At 70.4% G+C, this 18760-nt stretch carries 16 protein-coding genes; 14 read left to right on the top strand and 2 right to left on the bottom strand.

Annotated elements, in window-relative coordinates; genetic code table 11:
• Positions 1–6: 6 nt before the first annotated feature.
• The 6 genes from HDA39_RS23990 to HDA39_RS23965 all read left to right on the top strand — a co-directional run bounded on the left by HDA39_RS23990 (position 7) and on the right by HDA39_RS23965 (position 6769).
• The gene (locus HDA39_RS23990; protein ID WP_238356133.1) at positions 7–900 is read left to right on the top strand and encodes an alpha/beta hydrolase; all 894 of its coding nucleotides are present in this window, start codon (positions 7–9) and stop codon (positions 898–900) included.
• Positions 890–2221: an alpha-hydroxy acid oxidase gene (locus tag HDA39_RS23985; RefSeq protein WP_337925873.1), complete on the top strand. Its 1332-nt coding sequence runs from the start codon at positions 890–892 to the stop codon at positions 2219–2221. The genes HDA39_RS23990 and HDA39_RS23985 overlap by 11 nt, the downstream gene beginning before the upstream one ends.
• The gene (locus HDA39_RS23980; RefSeq protein ID WP_184798627.1) at positions 2214–3497 is read left to right on the top strand and encodes an aminotransferase-like domain-containing protein; all 1284 of its coding nucleotides are present in this window, start codon (positions 2214–2216) and stop codon (positions 3495–3497) included. Before HDA39_RS23985 ends, HDA39_RS23980 begins: the two co-directional genes overlap by 8 nt.
• 70 nt (positions 3498–3567) lie before the next feature.
• Positions 3568–4740 (top strand): MFS transporter, encoded by a 1173-nt coding sequence (locus tag HDA39_RS23975; RefSeq protein ID WP_184798626.1) that lies wholly within the window; start codon positions 3568–3570, stop codon positions 4738–4740.
• A gap of 186 nt (positions 4741–4926) precedes the next feature.
• Positions 4927–5724 (top strand): NPCBM/NEW2 domain-containing protein, encoded by a 798-nt coding sequence (locus tag HDA39_RS23970; protein ID WP_184798624.1) that lies wholly within the window; start codon positions 4927–4929, stop codon positions 5722–5724.
• 67 nt (positions 5725–5791) lie between these two features.
• Positions 5792–6769, top strand: coding sequence for a LuxR C-terminal-related transcriptional regulator (locus tag HDA39_RS23965; protein WP_184798622.1), 978 nt, complete (start codon positions 5792–5794; stop codon positions 6767–6769).
• On the opposite strand, the gene coaA is transcribed toward HDA39_RS23965, so the two are convergent.
• On the bottom strand, positions 6766–7731 hold the full coding sequence (gene coaA, locus HDA39_RS23960) for a type I pantothenate kinase (RefSeq protein WP_238356132.1): 966 nt from the start codon (positions 7729–7731) through the stop codon (positions 6766–6768). The genes HDA39_RS23965 and coaA overlap by 4 nt on opposite strands.
• A gap of 108 nt (positions 7732–7839) precedes the next feature.
• Here coaA and HDA39_RS23955 point away from each other — a divergent pair, with 108 nt between their 5' ends.
• Genes HDA39_RS23955 through HDA39_RS23945 form a run of 3 tightly spaced genes read left to right on the top strand, consistent with a single transcriptional unit; the run spans position 7840 to position 12632 of the window.
• Positions 7840–8190: a holo-ACP synthase gene (locus HDA39_RS23955; RefSeq protein WP_184798618.1), complete on the top strand. Its 351-nt coding sequence runs from the start codon at positions 7840–7842 to the stop codon at positions 8188–8190.
• A 1-nt stretch (position 8191) separates the two neighbouring features.
• The gene (locus HDA39_RS23950) at positions 8192–9604 is read left to right on the top strand and encodes an NAD(P)H-hydrate dehydratase (RefSeq protein WP_184798616.1); all 1413 of its coding nucleotides are present in this window, start codon (positions 8192–8194) and stop codon (positions 9602–9604) included.
• 58 nt (positions 9605–9662) lie between these two features.
• The gene (locus tag HDA39_RS23945) at positions 9663–12632 is read left to right on the top strand and encodes a sugar-binding protein (protein WP_184798614.1); all 2970 of its coding nucleotides are present in this window, start codon (positions 9663–9665) and stop codon (positions 12630–12632) included.
• Here the strand turns inward: HDA39_RS23945 and HDA39_RS23940 are convergent.
• The gene (locus HDA39_RS23940; protein ID WP_184798612.1) at positions 12616–13362 is read right to left on the bottom strand and encodes an META domain-containing protein; all 747 of its coding nucleotides are present in this window, start codon (positions 13360–13362) and stop codon (positions 12616–12618) included. The two genes, HDA39_RS23945 and HDA39_RS23940, sit on opposite strands and share 17 nt — an antisense overlap.
• Before the next feature lie 268 nt (positions 13363–13630).
• Between HDA39_RS23940 and HDA39_RS23935 the strand changes: the two genes are divergently transcribed.
• The 5 genes from HDA39_RS23935 to tsaE are packed head-to-tail and all read left to right on the top strand — an operon-like array spanning position 13631 to position 18760.
• On the top strand, positions 13631–14869 hold the full coding sequence (locus HDA39_RS23935; RefSeq protein WP_184798610.1) for a GH12 family glycosyl hydrolase domain-containing protein: 1239 nt from the start codon (positions 13631–13633) through the stop codon (positions 14867–14869).
• Positions 14870–14908: 39 nt separating this feature from the next.
• On the top strand, positions 14909–15550 hold the full coding sequence (locus HDA39_RS23930; RefSeq protein ID WP_337925872.1) for an HAD family hydrolase: 642 nt from the start codon (positions 14909–14911) through the stop codon (positions 15548–15550).
• A gap of 51 nt (positions 15551–15601) precedes the next feature.
• On the top strand, positions 15602–16732 hold the full coding sequence (gene alr / locus HDA39_RS23925) for an alanine racemase (RefSeq protein ID WP_184806494.1): 1131 nt from the start codon (positions 15602–15604) through the stop codon (positions 16730–16732).
• Positions 16725–17834 (top strand): alpha/beta fold hydrolase, encoded by a 1110-nt coding sequence (locus HDA39_RS23920; protein ID WP_184798608.1) that lies wholly within the window; start codon positions 16725–16727, stop codon positions 17832–17834. The genes alr and HDA39_RS23920 overlap by 8 nt, the downstream gene beginning before the upstream one ends.
• Positions 17831–18760: a tRNA (adenosine(37)-N6)-threonylcarbamoyltransferase complex ATPase subunit type 1 TsaE gene (gene tsaE, locus HDA39_RS23915; protein ID WP_184798606.1), complete on the top strand. Its 930-nt coding sequence runs from the start codon at positions 17831–17833 to the stop codon at positions 18758–18760. The genes HDA39_RS23920 and tsaE overlap by 4 nt, the downstream gene beginning before the upstream one ends.

The raw sequence follows: 18760 nt of genomic DNA, 5'->3' as shown, positions 1-18760 counted from the left end.
GAAGCGATGCGTGCGCAGCGCGCGGCGGACGGCGTACCGCAGCTCTACACCCAGACTCTCGCCGAGGCGCGCGCCGCGGACCTCGCGTCGATCCAGGCCGCCGGTGGTGAGGTCGAGCCCGTCGATTCCGTCGAGGACGTGTTCGTCGACGAGCTCGGGCTGCCGCTGCGGATCTACCGGCCTCTCGGAGACGGCCCGATGCCGACGCTGGTCTACTTCTTCGGCGGCGGCTGGACGCTCGGCAGCATCGAGACCGCCGACGGCATCTGCCGCCGGCTCGCCAACGCCGCCGGGTGTCAGGTGATCACGGTTGGCTATCGGTTGGCGCCCGAGCACCCGTTCCCGACGGCGGTCCACGACTGCCACCGCGCAACGGCGTGGATCGCCAAGGCTTCGTTCGTCGACCCCGAGCGCGTCGTCGTCGGCGGCGACAGCGCCGGCGGCAACCTCACCGCGGCCACCACTTTGCTTGCCCGAGACAACGGTCCTGCGCTGGCCGGGCAGCTGCTCGTCTATCCCAACACTCTCTACGGCTCAGACACCCCGTCGATGCGCGCCGGGGTCGATCCGCACCTGTTCAACCAGACGTCGGTCAACTGGTACTGGAAGCACTACCTCACCGACCCGGCCCAGGGCGTCGATCCACTCGCGTCCCCTCTCTTGGCGGACTCCCATGCCGGCCTCCCACCGGCGTTGGTGATCACCGCCGAGTACGACCCGCTCCGCGACGAGGGCGAGCTCTACGCGGAGAAGCTGTCCGCCGCGGGAGTGCCGACGACGCTCACTCGGTACGACGGCATGGTGCACGGCTTCTTCGCGATGTCCGGTGCATTGGAGGGCGGCCGCCGAGCGATCGCCGAAGCAGCAACGTGGCTGAGGGAGATCTTCGGTGGGGATTGAGCAGCCCGCCCCCGAAGCCGAGCGCGCTCCGCGCGCCGGCGCCCAGCTCCCGCCGGGCAAGCAGCTCTCGCCCGGCGTCCAGCTCCCGCCCGGCGCCGAGCTCCCGTCTGGTGTCCAGGTCCCCCCCGGCGACCAGGTCCCGCCCCGCGCCCAGCCCCTGCCCGGCGCTCAGGCCCCACGGGGCACCCAGCTCTCGCCCGGCGTCCAGTTGCCGCCCGGCGCTCCGCTCTCGCCCGACTCCCGGGCGGGCGTCGGCGGGGGGCGCGCTGGTGCGGGTGCGCTGTGTCTTGCCGACTACGAGTCTCTCGCCGGTGGTCTGCTTTCGGCGCCGGTGGGTGACTTCATTTCCGGCGGTAGTGGCGCCGAGCTGACCTTGCGGGGCAATCGGTCTGCTCTCGACCGGGTGCGCATCACCCCTCGAGTGATGGCTGGGGTTGAGGCTGCTGATCCGAGTGGTCGGCTCGTGGGGTCGGCTTCGGAGATGCCTGTTGCGGTGGCGCCGATGGCTTATCAGCGGTTGGTGCATCCGGAGGGGGAGCTGGAGCTGGCGCAGGCTGCTGCCGATGCCGGCGTGCCGTACGTGATCTCGACCTTGAGCAGCTACCCGCTGGAGAAGATCCCGGGGGAGTGCTGGTTTCAGCTGTACTGGTTGCGGGATCGGGCCGTGGTCGAGGGCCTGGTCGATCGGGCGGCCGGGTGTTCGGCGTTGGTGGTGACGGTCGACGTTCCGGTCATGGGACGCCGGTTGCGCGACGTACGGAACGGGTTCGCATTGCCGGACGACGTGGTGGCGGCGAACCTGCAGACCACGCGAGAGGCGCATGCGGCGGTCCCCGGAGTGTCGGCGGTCGCGGCGCACACGGCATCCGCGTTCTCGCCGACGGTGTCCTGGGACGACCTCGAGTGGCTGAAGCGCAGGACCGAGCTTCCCTTGGTGGTGAAGGGAATTCTGGACCCCCGAGATGCTCGACGGGCTGCGGAGATCGGAGCGACCGCGGTGGTGGTGTCGAACCACGGCGGCCGCCAGCTGGACGGCGCGGTGGCCTCGATCGACGCCCTGCCTGAGGTGGTCGATGCGGTGGGCAACGATATCGACGTGTTGATGGACTCCGGCATCCGCAGCGGCACCGACGTGCTGAAGGCGCTCGCCGTCGGCGCGAGCGGCGTACTGATCGGAAGACCGTTGCTGTGGGCCCTGGCTGTGGACGCCTGCGACGAGGCGTTCGGGTTGTTGCGGACCGAGGTGACCGACGCGATGCTGCTGGCCGGGTGCGCCGATCTCGCGGCCGTCAAGGGACTGACCTGGAGGAACGATGGCTGACCTCGACGTGAGCGACCTGCACGGCGCGCTCACCGACAAGGCACTGAACTCGATGAACTTCCTCAACGAGGTCGCGCAGCACTACCCGGACGCGATCTCGCTCGCCGCCGGCCGGCCTGCGGAGGAGTTCTACGCGATCGAGGACCTGCACTCCTACCTCGACACCTTCTGTGCCTACCTGCGCGACGAGCTCGGGTACGACGAGGCCGCGGTGCGCCGGACGGTCTTCCAGTACGGGCGGACGAAGGGGATCGTGCACCGCCTGGTCGCGCGGAACCTGCTCGCCGACGAGGGCATCACCGTCGACCCCGAGGCGCTCGTGGTGACGGTCGGCTGCCAGGAGGCGATGGTGCTCGCGCTCCGCGCCCTGCGCAAGGACGCGAACGACGTCCTGCTCGCGGTCGAACCGGCGTACGTCGGCATCACCGGCGCCGCGCGGCTGCTCGACCTGCCCGTCCTGCCGGTTGCCGGGGGCAACGATGGGATCGACCTGGACGACCTGATTGCCGTGGTCAAGGCCGCGAAGGCCGACGGGCTCAGGCCACGCGCGTGCTACGTGATGCCGGACTTCGCCAACCCGTCCGGTCTGAGCCTCGATCTGGAGACCCGGCAACGGTTGCTCGACGTCGCGGCCGAGCAGGACTTCCTGCTGCTCGAGGACAACCCGTACGGCCTGTTCCCCGTCGAGGGCGTCGACCGGGTGCCGACGCTGAAGACGCTCGACACCGAGCGCCGGGTGATCTACCTCGGGTCGTTCGCCAAGACGGCGCTGCCAGGCGCGCGCGTCGGGTACGTCGTCGCCGACCAGCTCGTCGCGCACCCGGACGGGACGACCAGCTTGCTGGCCGACGAGTTGTCGAAGATCAAGAGCATGGTCACCGTGAACACGTCGGCGATCGGCCAGGCGATGATCGGCGGCAAGCTCCTCCAGCACGAGTGCAGCCTGGTCGCGGCCAACCAGCGCGAGCGTTCGACGTACGCCGCGAACCTGCACGCGCTGACCAAGGGCCTCGCTGCTCGATTTCCTGACGGCGAGGTCACCTGGAACGTGCCGTCGGGCGGCTTCTTCCTGGTCGTCACGGTCCCGTTCGTGGTCGACGACGCGCTGCTCGCGAAGTCGGCCCAGGAGTACGGCGTGCTGTGGACGCCGATGGGTCACTTCTACGACGGCGATGCCCCGATCCACGCGCTGCGACTGTCCTGCAGTTCGGTCACGCCGGCCGAGCTCGAGCCGGCGCTCGACCGGCTGGCCGCACTCATCCGCGACCAGCTCTGAGCAACTGGTCCTCTACCCGGCGGACCAACTGGATCTGTCTGCGAGACCGGTTCGTTTCTAGCGTGGACGTATGACCAGCCTCGCTTGTGAACCCACCGCCGCGCTCCGGCCCGAACGCCTCGTCACCGCGCAGTTCGTGCGGCTGCTGCTGGTGACCTTCGGGTCCGGGCTGAGCATGTACCTGCTGACCTCGGTCGTGCCGCTCTACCTCGCGGCATCGGGATCCGGCGGGATCGGAGCCGGGCTGTCGACCGGCGCCATGATGTTCGCCGCGGTCGCCGTCGAACTGATCGTGCCGGCGACGCTGCGCCGGCTCGGCTACCGCACGACGCTGGCGATCGGGCTTGTCCTGCTCGGTGCGCCGAGCCTGCTGCTGATCCTCACCTCGTCGCTGCCGCTGGTCCTCGCCGTCTGCGTGATCCGCGGCGCTGGTCTGGCCATCATGGTCGTCGGAGCCGTCGCGCTGGTCGCCGAGTTGACGCCTCCCGGTCGCCGCGGCGAAGCGCTCGGTGTGTACGGCGTGGTGGTGGGTCTCCCGGCCGCTCTCGGTCTGCCGCTCGGCGTCTACCTGACCGGGGTGGTCGGTTTCGAGACCCTGTTCGTGCTGGCCGCGGTCTGCTCACTGGCCGGACTCGCCGTACTGCCGGGTGGTCCGGCCCGAGCCACCGACGACGAGCACCACGTGAAGGTGCTCGGCGGACTGCGCGGCAGCGGACTGCTGATGCCGGCCGGAGTCTTCGCCGCCGTAACGCTTGCCGCAGGCATCAGTATCACCTTCCTCCCGCTGGCTTCGCAGAACCACACGCTGGTCGCCGCCGCGCTGCTGGTCCAAGCAGTAGCCGCGCCCGGCGCCCGCTGGCTCGCAGGCTGGCTGGGCGACCGCATCGGCCCCCGACGCCTGCTGGTCCCGGCGCTCACGCTGGCCGCAATCGGCGCAGGAGCCCTGGCCTTCGTCGGCACCCCGGCCGCGGTCCTCGGTGGAGCAGCCTGCTTCGGCCTCGGCTTCGGCGCTGCCCAGAACCTGACCCTCGCGATCATGTACGACCGCTCCCCGCGCTCCCGCTACGGCCAGGTCAGCGCCCTCTGGAACCTCGCGTACGACGGCGGCTGGGGCGCCGGCGCAATCCTCTTCGGCTTCGTCGTCGCCGGCATCGGCTACCCGACAGCCTTCGCCCTGACCGCCGCAATCGTCGCCCTGGCCATCGTCCCGGCGACCCGAGGAACAGCTTCACCCTTGGGATGAGACCACCACTCCCGCGACCTCACCCGAAGAGCGATGGCCGCCGAACACGGTCGGTGACAGGCTGGATCCCACTCCGGGGGGAGGGCCGGGACCGTACCAACGGTCCCGGCACAGGGACCGTGCAGGGGGAGAGATCGTGGCGACCGAGCAGGAGTACCAGAACGCTTCTACCGGCCCGGGGGCGTGATGCGGGTCGTTGTCGTCGCGTTGCTCGGGTTCGTCTGCGCGGTGCTGGTCGGTCTCGTCGTCAACCTGCTGACGCCCAAGGATCACAAGGTCAAACCGCTGACGCTGTGGGGAGTCCTCGGCCTGCTCGTCGTGGCGTCGACGGGTGTCGCCGTCTGGCAGAACACACTGGACGACACGTCCGGCGACACCGCTGACGGAGGGACGCCGACCACGCCGGTGACGCCGACGCCGACGCCGCCGGTGGACTCGGAGTCGGCGCCCACGACGCCGCCGACCAGCACGTCGTCGACGCCGACGGATGATCCGGTGGTCGACCCGCCGGTGACGACTCCGGTGGTGACGCCGGTGGTGAAGCCGAGTCAGGCGCCGAAGAGTGCGGCGTGGGCGGATCAGTACCTGGCCGACCAGGTGCCCTTGTACGGCGACCCGGGCGAGGGCCCGGCGACTCTGGGCGGCAACAAGGTCGTGTGTGGCCGGAGCGTGCGGTTCCCGATCAACGGGTTCGCGAGCAAGTACACCGCGGAGTACGCGATCGACGCGAAGGCGACCTGGTTCCGGGCGACGCTCGGGATCGACAGCAGGACGAAGCCGGGAGCGAAGGTGCACTTCCTCATCTACCTGATCGGGACGCCGATCGACGACGGGTACCTGCTGACCTACTACGACGTGAAGGAGATCAAGGTCCCGGTCAAGGGGAAGGCGGTGCTCAAGCTGGTGACCGAGGCGGTCGAGGCCGGTGGCGTCGGCGGGACCGGGCGATCGGCCTGGGGGAACGGGCGGTTCACCCAGGTCTGAGGGCTTGGCAACTGTGTGTAGTCGGGGGATAGTGGCTCGGTGCCTGGAGGGGTGCCGAGGGGGAACGATGGGGGACGGGAAGGTCGCGCCGGCGCGGTTCGACGCGGGGACGGCGATCGTCCTGCGCGAGGCGTACCACAAGATCGACGCGCAGTTCCGGGGGAACCACTACGGGCTGTACGACTACGCGCGGGCGGTGGCGGCGAAGATCGCCCGGGTCGACACGTTCTACGTCGGGCTGCTGCACGGGTCGAACCGGGTGCGCTACCCGTTCGGGTACGAGGACGGGAAGTACGACGACCCGGCGACCCACACCTTCGGGCCGCAGGGGCCGACGGCCTGGCTGCTGCGGAAACGGCAGACCTACCGGTTCGCCTACGACAACGGCGCCGCGCTGATGGGCGGCATCCCGTGCGGGGACGTGACCAAGGTGTCGGCCGACGCCGTGATCGTGCCGATGTTCCGCGCCGACGGTGAGCGGATGTTCGGGATGATGTCGATCCAGAGCTACCAGCCGGGCGCGTACGACGACAACGCCGTCCGCGCGTTCGAGTGGCTGACCGGGACCGTGGCCCGGGTGCTCGACCGGGAGGCCGAGGACCGCGAGGCGCTCCGGCTGCTGCCGGCCGGCGAGGAGACGCCGAACCTGCTGACGTCGGACCACGTGATGGAGTACCTGTCCAACCGCATCGCCGTACTGCGTGGTCTGGCCGACGAGGCACTCGGCGAGCCGGAGGCGCGCGCCGAGCCGCTGCGCGGGCACCTGACCGCCTTGCGGACGACGGCCGAGAAGATCCAGTCCGAGTTGATCGAGATGATGCTCGACGCGGACGAGGGCCCTGAGCAACGGTTCGGGTCGCTCACCAAGGCCCAGCAGGGCATCGCGGTGCTGCTGGTCCAGGGGCTCGACAACGACGCGCTGGCGGCCGAGCTGGGGATCAGCCTGAACACGGTGAAGTCCCACCTCGGGACGATCCTGCGCAAGTACGCGATGGACAGCCGCGTGCAGGTGGCCGACGACGTGCGGAAGTACCTGGCTCGTTAGAGCTTGCGGAGGCGGACCCAGCGGACGGCGTGGTCGGCGCCCTTGCGGAGGACGAGGGTGGCGCGCGAGCGGGTGGGGAGGATGTTCTCGCGCAGGTTGGGGCCGTTGATGCCGTCCCAGAGAGACTCGGCCTTGGCGACGGCCTCGCCGCGGCTGAGTTCGCCGTACCGGACGAAGTAGGACTCGGGGTTGCGGAACGCGGTCTCCCACAGCTTCAGGAAGCGGTGGACGTACCAGGACCGGATGTCGTCGGCGGCCGCGTCGACGTACACGGAGAAGTCGAAGAAGTCGCTGACCGCGAGGCCGCTCTTGCCGTCGGCGTGACGCGGGGCCGGCTGGAGGACGTTGAGGCCTTCGAGCAGGAGGATGTCGGGCTGCTCGACCGTCGTCCGTACGCCGTCGAGGCGGTCGTAGTGCAGGTGCGAGTAGACGGGAGCGCCGACGTTGTCCATGCCGGACTTCACCTCGACCACGAACCGCAGCAACGCCTTGCGGTCGTAGGACTCCGGGAAGCCCTTGCGCAGCATCAGGCCGCGGCGTTCGAGCTCGGCGTTCGGCCAGAGGAAACCGTCGGTGGTGACGAGCGCGACGCGCGGGTGCTCGGGCCAGCGGGCCAGCAGTTCGCGGAGCAGCCGCGCGGTGGTCGACTTGCCGACGGCAACCGACCCGCCGATGCCGATCACGAACGGGGTCCGGGTCGCGGTGTGGCCGGCCACGGTGTTGCCCAGGAAGGTCTCGGTGTCGTTGTGCAGCGCGCGGGCGTGCCGGACGTACAGCGACAGGATCCGCGACAGCGGCAGGTAGACCTCACGCACCTCGTCGATGTCGATCTCGTCGCCGAGACCGCGCAACCGCTCGATCTCCTCGGCGGTCAACGGCGACTCGGTGGTCTCGGCCAGTTGCGCCCAGGCGGCCCGGTCCAGCTCGGTGTAGGGAGTCACCTCCCGCGGCGGCTGCAGCATGGGCCCCATTGTTCCCACATCACCGCGGGCTACGCTGACCGGCATGTGCGCCACTGACTCTGCGGGTGTGGTAGTTGTCACATCAGGAACCCTGTCCGGACCCCTCTCGTGATCGTCGGCGTGGGCATCGACGTGGTCGACGTCGAGCGCTTCCTGAAGACGCTGGAGCGGACGCCGGGCCTGCGCGACCGGGTCTTCACCCCGGCCGAGGCGGTCCGGCCGCCGGCGTCGCTCGCGGCGCGGTTCGCGGCGAAAGAGGCGCTCGCCAAGGCGCTGGGCGCTCCGGGCGGGATGCACTGGCACGACGCGGAGGTGCGCAGCGACGAGACCGGGCGGCCGTGGCTGGAGGTCACCGGGACGGTCGCGGCGAAGGCGTCCGAGCTGGGGGTCCAGAGCCTGCACCTGTCGCTGAGTCACGACGCGGGGATCGCGTCGGCGGTCGTCGTACTGGAGGGCTGAGATGCGCCGGGCACACACTGTCGAGCAGGTCCGGGCGGCCGAGGCGTCGTTGATGGCGACGCTGCCGGAGGGCACGCTGATGCAGCGGGCCGCGACCGGACTTGCTGTTGCCATTGGCAACTTTGTGGGGCGGACGTACGGGGTTCGCGTGGTGCTGCTGGTCGGGTCGGGGGACAACGGCGGGGATGCCCTGTACGCCGGGGAGAAGCTGGCGCGGCGCGGCGCTCACGTGGTGGCGGTGCTGCTGTCGGACAAGGTGCATGCGGAGGGACTGCAGGCTCTCCGCGTGGCAGGGGGACGGGTCGGTGCGGTGGAGGAGATCGCTGGTGCCGACTTGGTGGTGGACGGTGTGGTCGGGATCGGTGGGCGGCCGGGGCTGAAGCCGGCCGCGCTGGAGGCTGTCCGGCTCGCCGAGCAGTACCGCGTGCCGGTGGTTGCCGTCGACATCCCGTCGGGCGTCGACGTGGACTCGGGCGACGTGCCGGCGCCGGCCGACGGCAGGGCCGGCTACGTCCGGGCCGCGTTGACCGTCACGTTCGGGACGCACAAGATCTGCCACTTCGTGGACCCGGCCGCGTCAGCCTGCGGGCCGGTGCATCGGGTCGACATCGGGCTGGAGCTGCCGCCGTCGCCGGTGGAGGCGATGCAGGCGGCCGACGTACGGGCGCTGTATCCGGTGCCGCGGGGGGAGTCGGACAAGTACTCGCGCGGCGTGCTCGGATTGATGGCCGGCTCCCGGCAGTACCCAGGCGCCGCGGTGATCGCGACGGCGGGCGCGCTCGCCGGCCCGCTCGGAATGCTCCGGTACGTCGGGCCCGACGCGGTCGCGGAAGCGGTGCGCGCGGCCCATCCGGAGATCGTTGCCGGTGAGGGGCGGGTCCAGGCGTGGGCCGTCGGCTCAGGGCTGGCCGACGAGCTGGACCTCCGGAAGGTCCGCGACCTGCTCGACTCCGAGGAGCCGGTCGTGCTGGACGCCGACGGGCTGAAGACCCTGGACGACTCCGGCGACCACACCAACGTGCTGATCACGCCGCACGCCGGAGAGCTCGCCCGGCTGCTCGATGTCGACCGGGCAACGGTCGAGGCCGAGCGACTGAAACATGCGCGGCTGGCCGCCGAGCAGTACGACGTGACCGTGCTGCTCAAGGGATCGACCACGGTGATCACCGCGCCGGACGGGCGGACCAGGGTCAACCCGACCGCGACGCCGTGGCTGGCGACGGCCGGTTCGGGCGACGTACTGGCCGGGTTGTGCGGTGCGTTGCTGGCGGCCGGTCTGGACCCGCTGGACGCGGGGAGTGTCGGTGCCTACCTGCACGCGGCGGCCGCGCAGCTCGCGTCAGAGGCAGGGCCTATCACGGCGACGGCAATCGCGCGCGCTCTGCCCGTGGCGACCGGTCAGATCTTGTACTGACGAACTCCTCGGGATAGGACGGACTCTGTTGGGTCCCCGCCGCCCTGGGAGTTCGCCCGTGAAGCGTCTTGGTGTGTTGCTGTCCGTGGTCGCCCTGCTGGTCGCCGGTCTGCCGGCGACAGCGCAAGCCCAACCGGCGCCGTACAAGGCCGACCGGGCAACCAAGATCGACGTGATGGGCGAGTGGGCCCACCCCGACGACGACACCAGCATCATCGGGCCGTGCGGCGTCTGGCACCAGCGGTACGGCGTGAAGTGCGGCGTGATCATGGTGACGCGCGGTGAGGGCGGCGGGAACGCGGTCGGCACCGAACTCGGCCCGGACCTCGGGCTGCGCCGCGAGAACGAGGACCGGGTCGCGCACTACCGCTCCGGCACGGTCGACATCTTCAACCTCGACCGGATCGACTTCTTCTACAACCAGAGCGCGCCGCTGACGCAGTACTTCTGGGACGAGGAGGAGACCCTGCGCCGGGTCACCCGCGTGATCCGCACGACCCAGCCGGAGATCTACATCGGCTTCACGCCGACGCTCGCCGCGGGGCACGGCAACCACCAGCAGGCCGGTCGCCTGATCTGGGAAGGGGTGCTCGCCGCGGCCGATCCGACCCGCTTCCCCGAGCAGTTGCGCGGGAAGGACGCGTTGAGCACCTGGCAGGTGAAGAAGGTCTTCTCCGGCGGCAGCACGGCAGGCACCGGCGGTACGACGACCGCCGCGAACTGCACGACCGGCTTCGTCCCGGCCAGCGCGGACACCGTCGCCGGCGTCTGGACCGGCTACGACTCGCCGTACAAGTGGCCGGCCGGCAACGTCCAGGGCCGACCGGCCGGTACGGCGAAGTCCTGGCAGCAGGTCGCCGACGAGGGCCGCGCGGCGTACCCGACGCAGAGCCGGGTGATGTTCAAGGGCACCTCGGTGCCGGCCTGCCCGAAGTTCGCGATGACGCAGGCGTTCGTCCCGTTCCAGCCGAACAGCAGTCCGGCCGCCGGGCGCGACGACGCGATCCTGTTCGGCGCGACCAAGCCCGATCCCGGCGGCCTGCCGGTGGGCACGCTGCAGTACCTGACGTTCTCCCGCTTCGCCAACGTCGCCGGTGAACCCTTCCGGGCGACCGTGCACCTGCGCGCCCCGCGCGGAAAGCTTGCCAAGGGCAACATCACCCTGACCGTCCCGCCCGGCTGGACGACCGACGGCCCGAAGCGGGTCCCGGGCCGAGCGGACGCCGCGATCACCTTCACCGTCACCCCGTCCACGAGCGCCCCGGTCAACCAGCTCGCCAAGATCTCCGCGCTCTACAGCACCGGCAAGGCCACCGGCTACACCGACAACGTGGTCCGGATCGTCTCCGCGACCGAGGGCCGGTTCCAGCGCTGGGGCAACTGGCAGGAGTACGACGAGTGGCTGGCGCAGACCGCGCCGCAGGCGACGCGGCTCGGCCGCTCGCCCGCGATCCAGTCGATCGGCGTCGGCCGCACGCTCGACGTACCGGTCGTCGTGCACAACTGGTCGGCGACGCCCCAGAGCGGCAACGTCAGTCTGGCTCTGCCGGCGAACTTCACCGCGGACGCGACCACCAAGCCCTACCCGACCGTTGCCCCGGGCGCCGAGACCACCGTGACCTTCAAGGTCACCAACATCGACGCGACGCTGCCCGCGACGCAGAACGTCGACGTCCCGATCACCACCACGTACGCCGGTGGCACCGGCAGCGAGACGCTCACGCTGTCCGTCGTACCGACCACTGCGATCGCGCAGACGACGACCGCGCCGGCGGTCGACGGCACGGCCTCCGACGGCGAGTACCCAGGTCAGACGCTCGACCTCGGCCGGATCTGGCAAGGCGCGTCGACCTGCACCGGCATCGACGACTGCGGTGTGTCAGCGACCGGCGAGGGCAGTACGGCGAAGGTCAGCTGGTCCGGCGACGCGCTCTACTTCTTCGTGCACGTCCGCGACGACTACCAGTCGTACGCCGTCACGCCGGCCGAGTGCGTCGGCCACTGGCAGGCCGACTCGGTCGAGATCCTGCTCGACCCGCGCGGTACGGCCTCGCAGGCGCTGATGGACACGGCGAACACGTTCAAGCTCGGCGTCTTCCCGTTCAGCAACGACGCCGCCCGCGGCAACGGCCCGTGCTGGTCGCGCGACGCCGACAACCACCAGGGCTACTCCAGCGGCGCGCTCGACACCGGCAACGCGCCCGGTGTCGAGGTCGCGTCGACGGCGACCTGGGTCGGCAGCAACGAGACGACCGTCCCGCACACCTACACGGGCTACGACCTGGAGGTGAAGATCCCGCTCGCCACGCTCCCGGCCGCCGTCGACCCGGCGAACCTCGGGCTGAACATCACGCCGTACGACAACGACGACACGTCGGCGGCCGGTACGACGACGCTGCGGCACATCGACCAGAGCACGCGGCTCGGCTGGTCCGCGCTCGGCTCGGTCCAGTCCGACCCGTACCGCTGGGGCCGCGCGACGATGCCCGGCTACACCCCGCCCGCCGACCGGCCGACCACACCGGCACCGCCGGACGTGTCGAACCCGAACCTGAACGGTGCGCTCTCGCCGCAGACGATCGCTCAGTCGGCCCGCAACCACGTGCCGATCTCGGGCCGGGTCCCCACCAACGACCTGAAGATCCTGTACGCCGGGTTGCGGCCGGGTGCGTTGGATGTCTTGACCCACGCATCTGCTCCAGGAACTGCTCGACTGTTCTTGACGTCGGGGGACTTGGGAGCGATTCCGGTCTACACGACCAGTTGCACCACCGATCCGCCGCCGAACTACGGGCTGACGCCCTGCGCAGTCACCGACGGTGGGATCCCGCCCTGGGCGCCCGACCTGAGCGGCCGTCTGGTCAAGCAGTCGTCCAAGCAGCTCACGCGCGGCGTGCAGCACTGGTCGGTGCCGTTGACCGCGGCCCAGCAAACGAAGCTGAAGACCGACGGGCACCTGCTGCTGTCCTACGAGACCCCGGACGACAAGGTGCAGGCCTTCGACCTGAAGCTCAGCCGGCGGCCTTGAAGTCGAGGCCGTTCCCGGCCGGCGTCCGGAGCTGGAGCTTGTCGGCGTCGAGGGTGTAACTGACCTCGCCGTTCAGCGTGGCCAGCACGGTCTTCTCCAGGGCGCCGGCCTCGCCGGAGCACGCGCGGCGCGTCGTACCGATCTCGCCGAAGGTCAGCTTGTCGCCGGTCCGCGCGACCGCCCCCTGCAAGTCGTTGCAGCTGGTCGACCCGGTGACCCGGCCGCCGTTGAGGGTCAGGTACGCGCCGCCGTTGCCCGGCGTGGACGCGGTTTCGCCCGCGATCACGCTCTCCAGGACCCACTTGGTGCCGTCCAGAGCGACGTCGGGCTGCGCGGTCTCGCGGTCCTGCAGCTCGAGGACCGTGCCGCCTGCGGTGATCGTCAGCTTGTCCGCGGCGAGCTTCCAGGCCGGCTTGCTCTTCAGCAGCTCGAGCAGCCAGTCCTCCTGCTGCTGCCGGGGTGCGTCACAGGCCATGTTGGTCATGTTCAGGTCGCCAACGGTCAGCGTGCCGCCGTCGGTCGAGGCCTTGCCGCCGATCGAGTTGCACCCGGCGTTCGCCGACAGTGAGCCGTCGTCCTTGAACATGAGCGAGATCCGGGTGCTGGGCGCGAGCTTCTTCGGCGCGCCGTTCTCGGTCAGGGCCGTGGACAGGTAGGTCTTGCCGCCCAGCCCGCTCGCGCCGACGTCCTCCCCGCACCCGGTCAGCGCGACGAGTCCTGCTGCTGCCATCACCACGAAAGATGTCCTCACGCCCTACGGACGCCCGGGAGCCGCCCGGCGTTGCAGTCTGTTCGACAGTGAAGTCCAGGTAAAGCCGCGAGAATCCCGGGCCCCGGGGTGGCGGATCAGGTCACGAAACGATAACGTGCGGCGCGCTGACAGATCATGGCCGGTGTTCACCGGTCTCCCTGGGGATCCAACCGAACAACTGAGGGCCGACGCTGCAGCGCTGGGGCACGCGGCGACAGCCCGTCGAACAACGAAGGATGCGTTTCGCATGCCCCCCATCCGAACTGCCCGGCACCGCGCTGTGGTGCCCGCGGCCTTCCTCGCTCTCGGCGCCCTGGTGGCCGCACCGATCGCCGTACAGGCGGCCAACGGCGACTCCGTGACGACGAGTCCGTCCAGTGCCGCGGACAGCACGGCGACGGCTCTCCCGAGCGTCGGCCGGGTCGAGAACTGTGTGCTCGACGCGAAGTCCGGCTGTACCGTCCTGCACGGCTTCGGCCAGAAGCCGGTCGCGATCACCGCGACAGCCTCCGGACCGGCGCAGCTGTCGATCGATCCGAGCCTCACCACCGAGACGACCTACCGGCTGCGCGCTCTGCGTCGCGACGGCCAGAGCCACCGCCAGGGGACCAAGCTGCGCTACACCGCGCACTACGACTTCGTCGCCGCGCCGGCGCAACCGACCACGCCGGTGCCCCCGACGACCAAGCCTCCGACGACTCAGCCTCCGACGACCGAGCCGCCGACGCAGTCCCCGCCGACGGCCACCCCGACCAGCACCACCCCGAGCAGCACCCCGAAGCCGCCGACGACCACGCCGACCAGTACGCCGCCGACCGGCACCCCGGGGCAGACCTGCACGAAGCCGGGGTGGACGACCACGGCGACCGGCAACTCGGGTGAGGGCCGCAGCTACGGCCAGTACTACGTCCACAACAACATGTGGAACAACTCGAACGGCACCTACACGATGGCCGTCTGCAACTACAACAGCTGGTACGAGGACGTCACCCAGGCCAAGCCCGGTGACCTCGGCGTCCAGGCGTACCCGAACGTCCACAAGGACTACGACGACTTCCCGCTGGCCAAGATCCAGTCCGCGAAGTTCGCGGCCACCGCGCCGAACTGCGCCGGCTGCATCTACAACGTCGCGTTCGACGTCTGGATCAACAACGACTTCGAGAACGAGCTGATGATCTGGACCCAGAACCTCAACCAGCGGCCGGCCGGTGACAAGGTCGGGACGACCACCATCGGCGGTCAGGAGTACGAGGTCTGGAAGAGCGGCGGCGCCACGAAGCCCGGTGGCATCTTCACCTACAAGTCGGTGGTCACGCAGACCTCCGGCACGATGCCGCTGCAGGCCTTCTTCAAGGACCTCGAGGCGCGCAAGTGGATCCCCGCCAACTCCACCACCTGGCAGGTCGACTTCGGCGTCGAGGTCGTGTCCACCAACAACACGAAGCAGCGGTTCACCTTCGACGACTTCTCCATCCAGGAGGGCTGACCACCGCCGTCACCGGACCGGTCTCGTAGGGTTTCGTGCGTGACCGGTCTGGTGATCTTCGACAACGACGGCGTGCTGGTGGACTCCGAGCGGCTGGCCAACACGATCCTGGCCGAGCTGCTGACGGAGGCCGGGCTGCCGTACACCTTCGAGGAAGCCGTCCGTGACTTCATGGGCGGCAGCATGGTCTCGATGCGGCAGAAGACCGAGGCCCAGCTCGGCCGGCCGTTGCCGGCCGACCTGGAGGGCCGCTACCACCAGCAACTCTTCGACGGCTTCGCCAACCTGCGGGCCGTCGAGGGTGTGGGCGCCGTCCTGGACCACCTCGACAGCATCGGTACGCCGTACTGCCTGGCCTCGTCGGGCACCCACAAGCGCATCCACACCGCGCTCACCGCGGTCGGCTTCTGGGACCGTTTCGAGGGCCGGATCTTCAGCTCCGAGGACGTCGAGCACGGCAAGCCCGCGCCCGACCTCTTCCTGTACGCCGCGAGCACGATCGGCGTGAAACCGGCCGACTGCGTCGTGGTCGAGGACAGCCCGCTCGGCGTCGCCGCCGCCAACGCGGCCGGCATGACGGTCTTCGGGTACGCCGCCATGACCGACCCGGCGAAACTGGCCTCCGCGGACGCGATCTTCCACCAGATGACCGCCCTCCCGGCCCTCATCGAGGCTGCCTGAGACACTGGTAGGGCTATGTCTGAGTCTGTGGAGCCCACCGTGACCCCTGCGATGACCCGTGCCGAAGCCGTGGTCGATCTCGCCGCGATCCGGCACAACGTCGCCACGCTGCGTGCCCGGCTGTCCTCGGCCGAGCTGATGACCGTGGTCAAAGCCGATGCCTACGGCCACGGCATGGTGCCGGTCGCCCGGGCCGCCCGGCAGGCCGGCGCGGACTGGATCGGCGCCGCCGTACTCGAGGAGGCGCTGCAGCTGCGCGCCGCCGGGGACAACGGCCCGATCTTCTGCTGGCTGACCACGCCGGGCGAGCCGCTGGCCCAGGCGATCGCGAACGACATCGACCTGTCCGCGGGCGCGCCCTGGGAGATCGACGAGATCGCCGCGGGCGTCACCGAGCGGCCGGCCCGGGTGCACCTGAAGATCGATACCGGCATGAGCCGCGGCGGCGCCGTACCGGAGGAGTGGCCGGCGCTGATCCGGGCCGCGCTCAAGGAGCAGCAGTCCGGCCGGGTCGTGATCACCGGCCTCTGGTCGCACCTCGCGTCCGCCGACGAGCCGAAGAGCCCGGCGAACGAGGCCCAGCTGGAGACCTTCACCGCGGCCGTCGACGTCGCCGAGTCGTTCGGCATCGACCCGGGCTTCAAGCACCTGGCGAACTCGGCCGCCACGCTGGCGCTGCCCGAGACGCACTTCGACCTGGTCCGGCCCGGCATCGCGACGTACGGGCTGTCGCCCTTCGGGCACGCGCTCCCGTCGGCCGAGCTCGGACTGCGGCCGGCGATGACGCTGAAGGCGCGGCTGGCGATGGTCAAACGGGTCCCGGCCGGCGCCGGCGTCTCCTACGGACTGACCTGGACGGCGCCGCGGCCGTCGACGCTCGGACTGATCCCGATCGGGTACGGCGACGGCCTGCCGCGGCACGCGTCGAACGGCGGCCCGGTCCAGGCGCGCGGTCGTCGCCGGACCGTCGTCGGCCGGATCTGCATGGACCAGTGCGTGGTGAACCTCGAGGACGACGAGGGCACGGCCGGTGACGAGGTGGTGCTGTTCGGTCCGGGGACTGATGGCGAGCCGACCGCGGACGACTGGGCCGACGCCGCCGGCACGATCAACTACGAGATCGTGACGCGCCTCGGCCCGCGGATTCCCCGCCGGTACGTGAACGAGGAGCTCGATGTCTAAGGCAGGGCGCACCGCCGGCCTGATCGGCGCGGCGGTCGGGGTGCTGGCCGCGGGCGCGGCCGCCGGCGTCGCGGTCGAGCGGCAGGTGATCGGCCGCCGGTCCGGTCAGCGCGCGCAGCTGGAGGCCGAGCCGTTCGGCTCGTTGCGCGGGACGCCGCACGTGTTCACCGCCGACGACGGCGTCGAGCTGTACGTCGAGGTGGACGAGCTGAAGCGGTCCCGCCGGCCCGCGCCGCAGCGGCGCCGGCTGCGCAAGCAGGCGGTGCCCGAGGACCTGACGCTGATCTTCGCGCACGGCTACGGGCTGAACATGGACTGCTGGCACTTCGAGCGCCGCGACCTGGCCGGGATCGGCACGATGGTCTTCTACGACCAGCGCTCGCACGGCCGGTCCGGGCGGTCGCCGAAGGAGAACGTCAGCATCGACCAGCTCGGCCGCGACCTGAACGGGATCCTCGAGGAGTACGCACCCACCGGGCCGGTGGTCCTGATCGGGCACTCGATGGGCGGCATGTCGATCATGGCGCTGGCCGAGCAGCACCCCGAACTGTTCGGCGACCGGGTGATCGGCGTCGGGCTGTGCTCGACCAGCGCGGCCGGGCTGGACGGCGTACCGATCGTGTTCCCCGGCCGGGTCGGCATGCTGGCCCGCGCGCTGGCGACGCCGACCGTGGCCGCGCTGGCGCGGATCCCGGACGTGGTCGAGCGCAGCCGCAAGGCCGGGACCGACATCAGCTACCTGCTGACCCGGAAGTACTCGTTCGGCTCCGAGGTGCCGCCGGCCTTCACCGAGTTCGTCAACGAGATGATCGCCGCGACCCCGATCTCGGTGATCGCGGAGTTCTACCCGATCTTCGCGCTGCACGACAAGACCGGGTCGCTGGAGCCGTTGCAGAAGGTGGAGACCGTGGTGATCGGCGGCGACTCCGACCACCTGACGCCGTTCGAGCACTCCGAGCAGATCGTCCGGCACGTGCCCGGCGCGGAGCTGGTCGAGGTCCGCAACTGCGGGCACCTCGGGCTGATCGAGCACCACCGCGAGTTCACCGCCGCCCTGCTCGGGATGATCGAGCGGGCCGAACAATCCTTGGGACACAGATGACCGACCTGCACGTGGTGGACGCCACGGCCGAGCACGTGGACGAGATCGTCGGCGTGATCCATCACGCGTTCGCGAACCGGCGGACCCTGGACCCGCCCTCGACCGCGCTGTCGGAGAACGCGACGACGGTCGGCGCGGCGGTTTCGGCGTACGGCGGTCTGCTGGCGCGGATCGGTGGCGAGCCGGCCGGCGCGATGCTGTTCCAGGTGAACGGCGACGTGCTCGAGCTGCGCCGCGTCTCGGTGAACCCGCGCTTCCAGGGGCGTGGCGTCGCGTCGGCGATGGTCGGGTGCGCGGAGGACGCGGCGCGGAGCCGCGGGCTGACGCGGGTGCGGCTGGTCGCGCGGGTCGAGCTGCCGGAGACCATCGAGTTCTGGGGACGGCGCGGGTACTCGATCGTGACGCGGGAAGGGCAGAACCTGATCTACGCGAAGGCGATGCCGATCGAGCTGACGGTGCCGACGGCCGAGGAGATGCGTGCGCTGGCCGAGGAGCTGGCAGGGCAGCTGCGGGCGGGCGACGTACTGGTGCTGTCGGGTGATCTCGGGGCCGGGAAGACGACCTTCACGCAGGGGCTGGGTGCTGGGCTGAAGGTGCGCGGTGACATCACGTCGCCGACGTTCGTGATCTCGCGGGTGCATCCGTCGCTCGTCGGCGGGCCCGCTCTCGTGCACGTCGATGCCTACCGGTTGGGTGGGATCGCCGAGCTGGACGACCTGGATCTGGACGCTTCGCTCGACGACGCCGTGACGGTGGTCGAGTGGGGGCACGGGCTGGCCGAGTCGCTCGCACCCGATCGGTTGGATCTCACGATCACCCGTGGCGACGACGACGGGGACGAGACCCGGTCGCTGCGGATCGCGCCGGCGGGGGCTCGCTGGGCCGCTGCCGGAGTTCGTTTGACTGCTACTGCTGAGGTGAACTGA

Source organism: Kribbella italica, assembly GCF_014205135.1.
In the GTDB taxonomy this organism is placed as follows: Bacteria; Actinomycetota; Actinomycetes; order Propionibacteriales; family Kribbellaceae; genus Kribbella; species Kribbella italica.
This window is presented reverse-complemented; position numbering and strand designations above follow the sequence as displayed.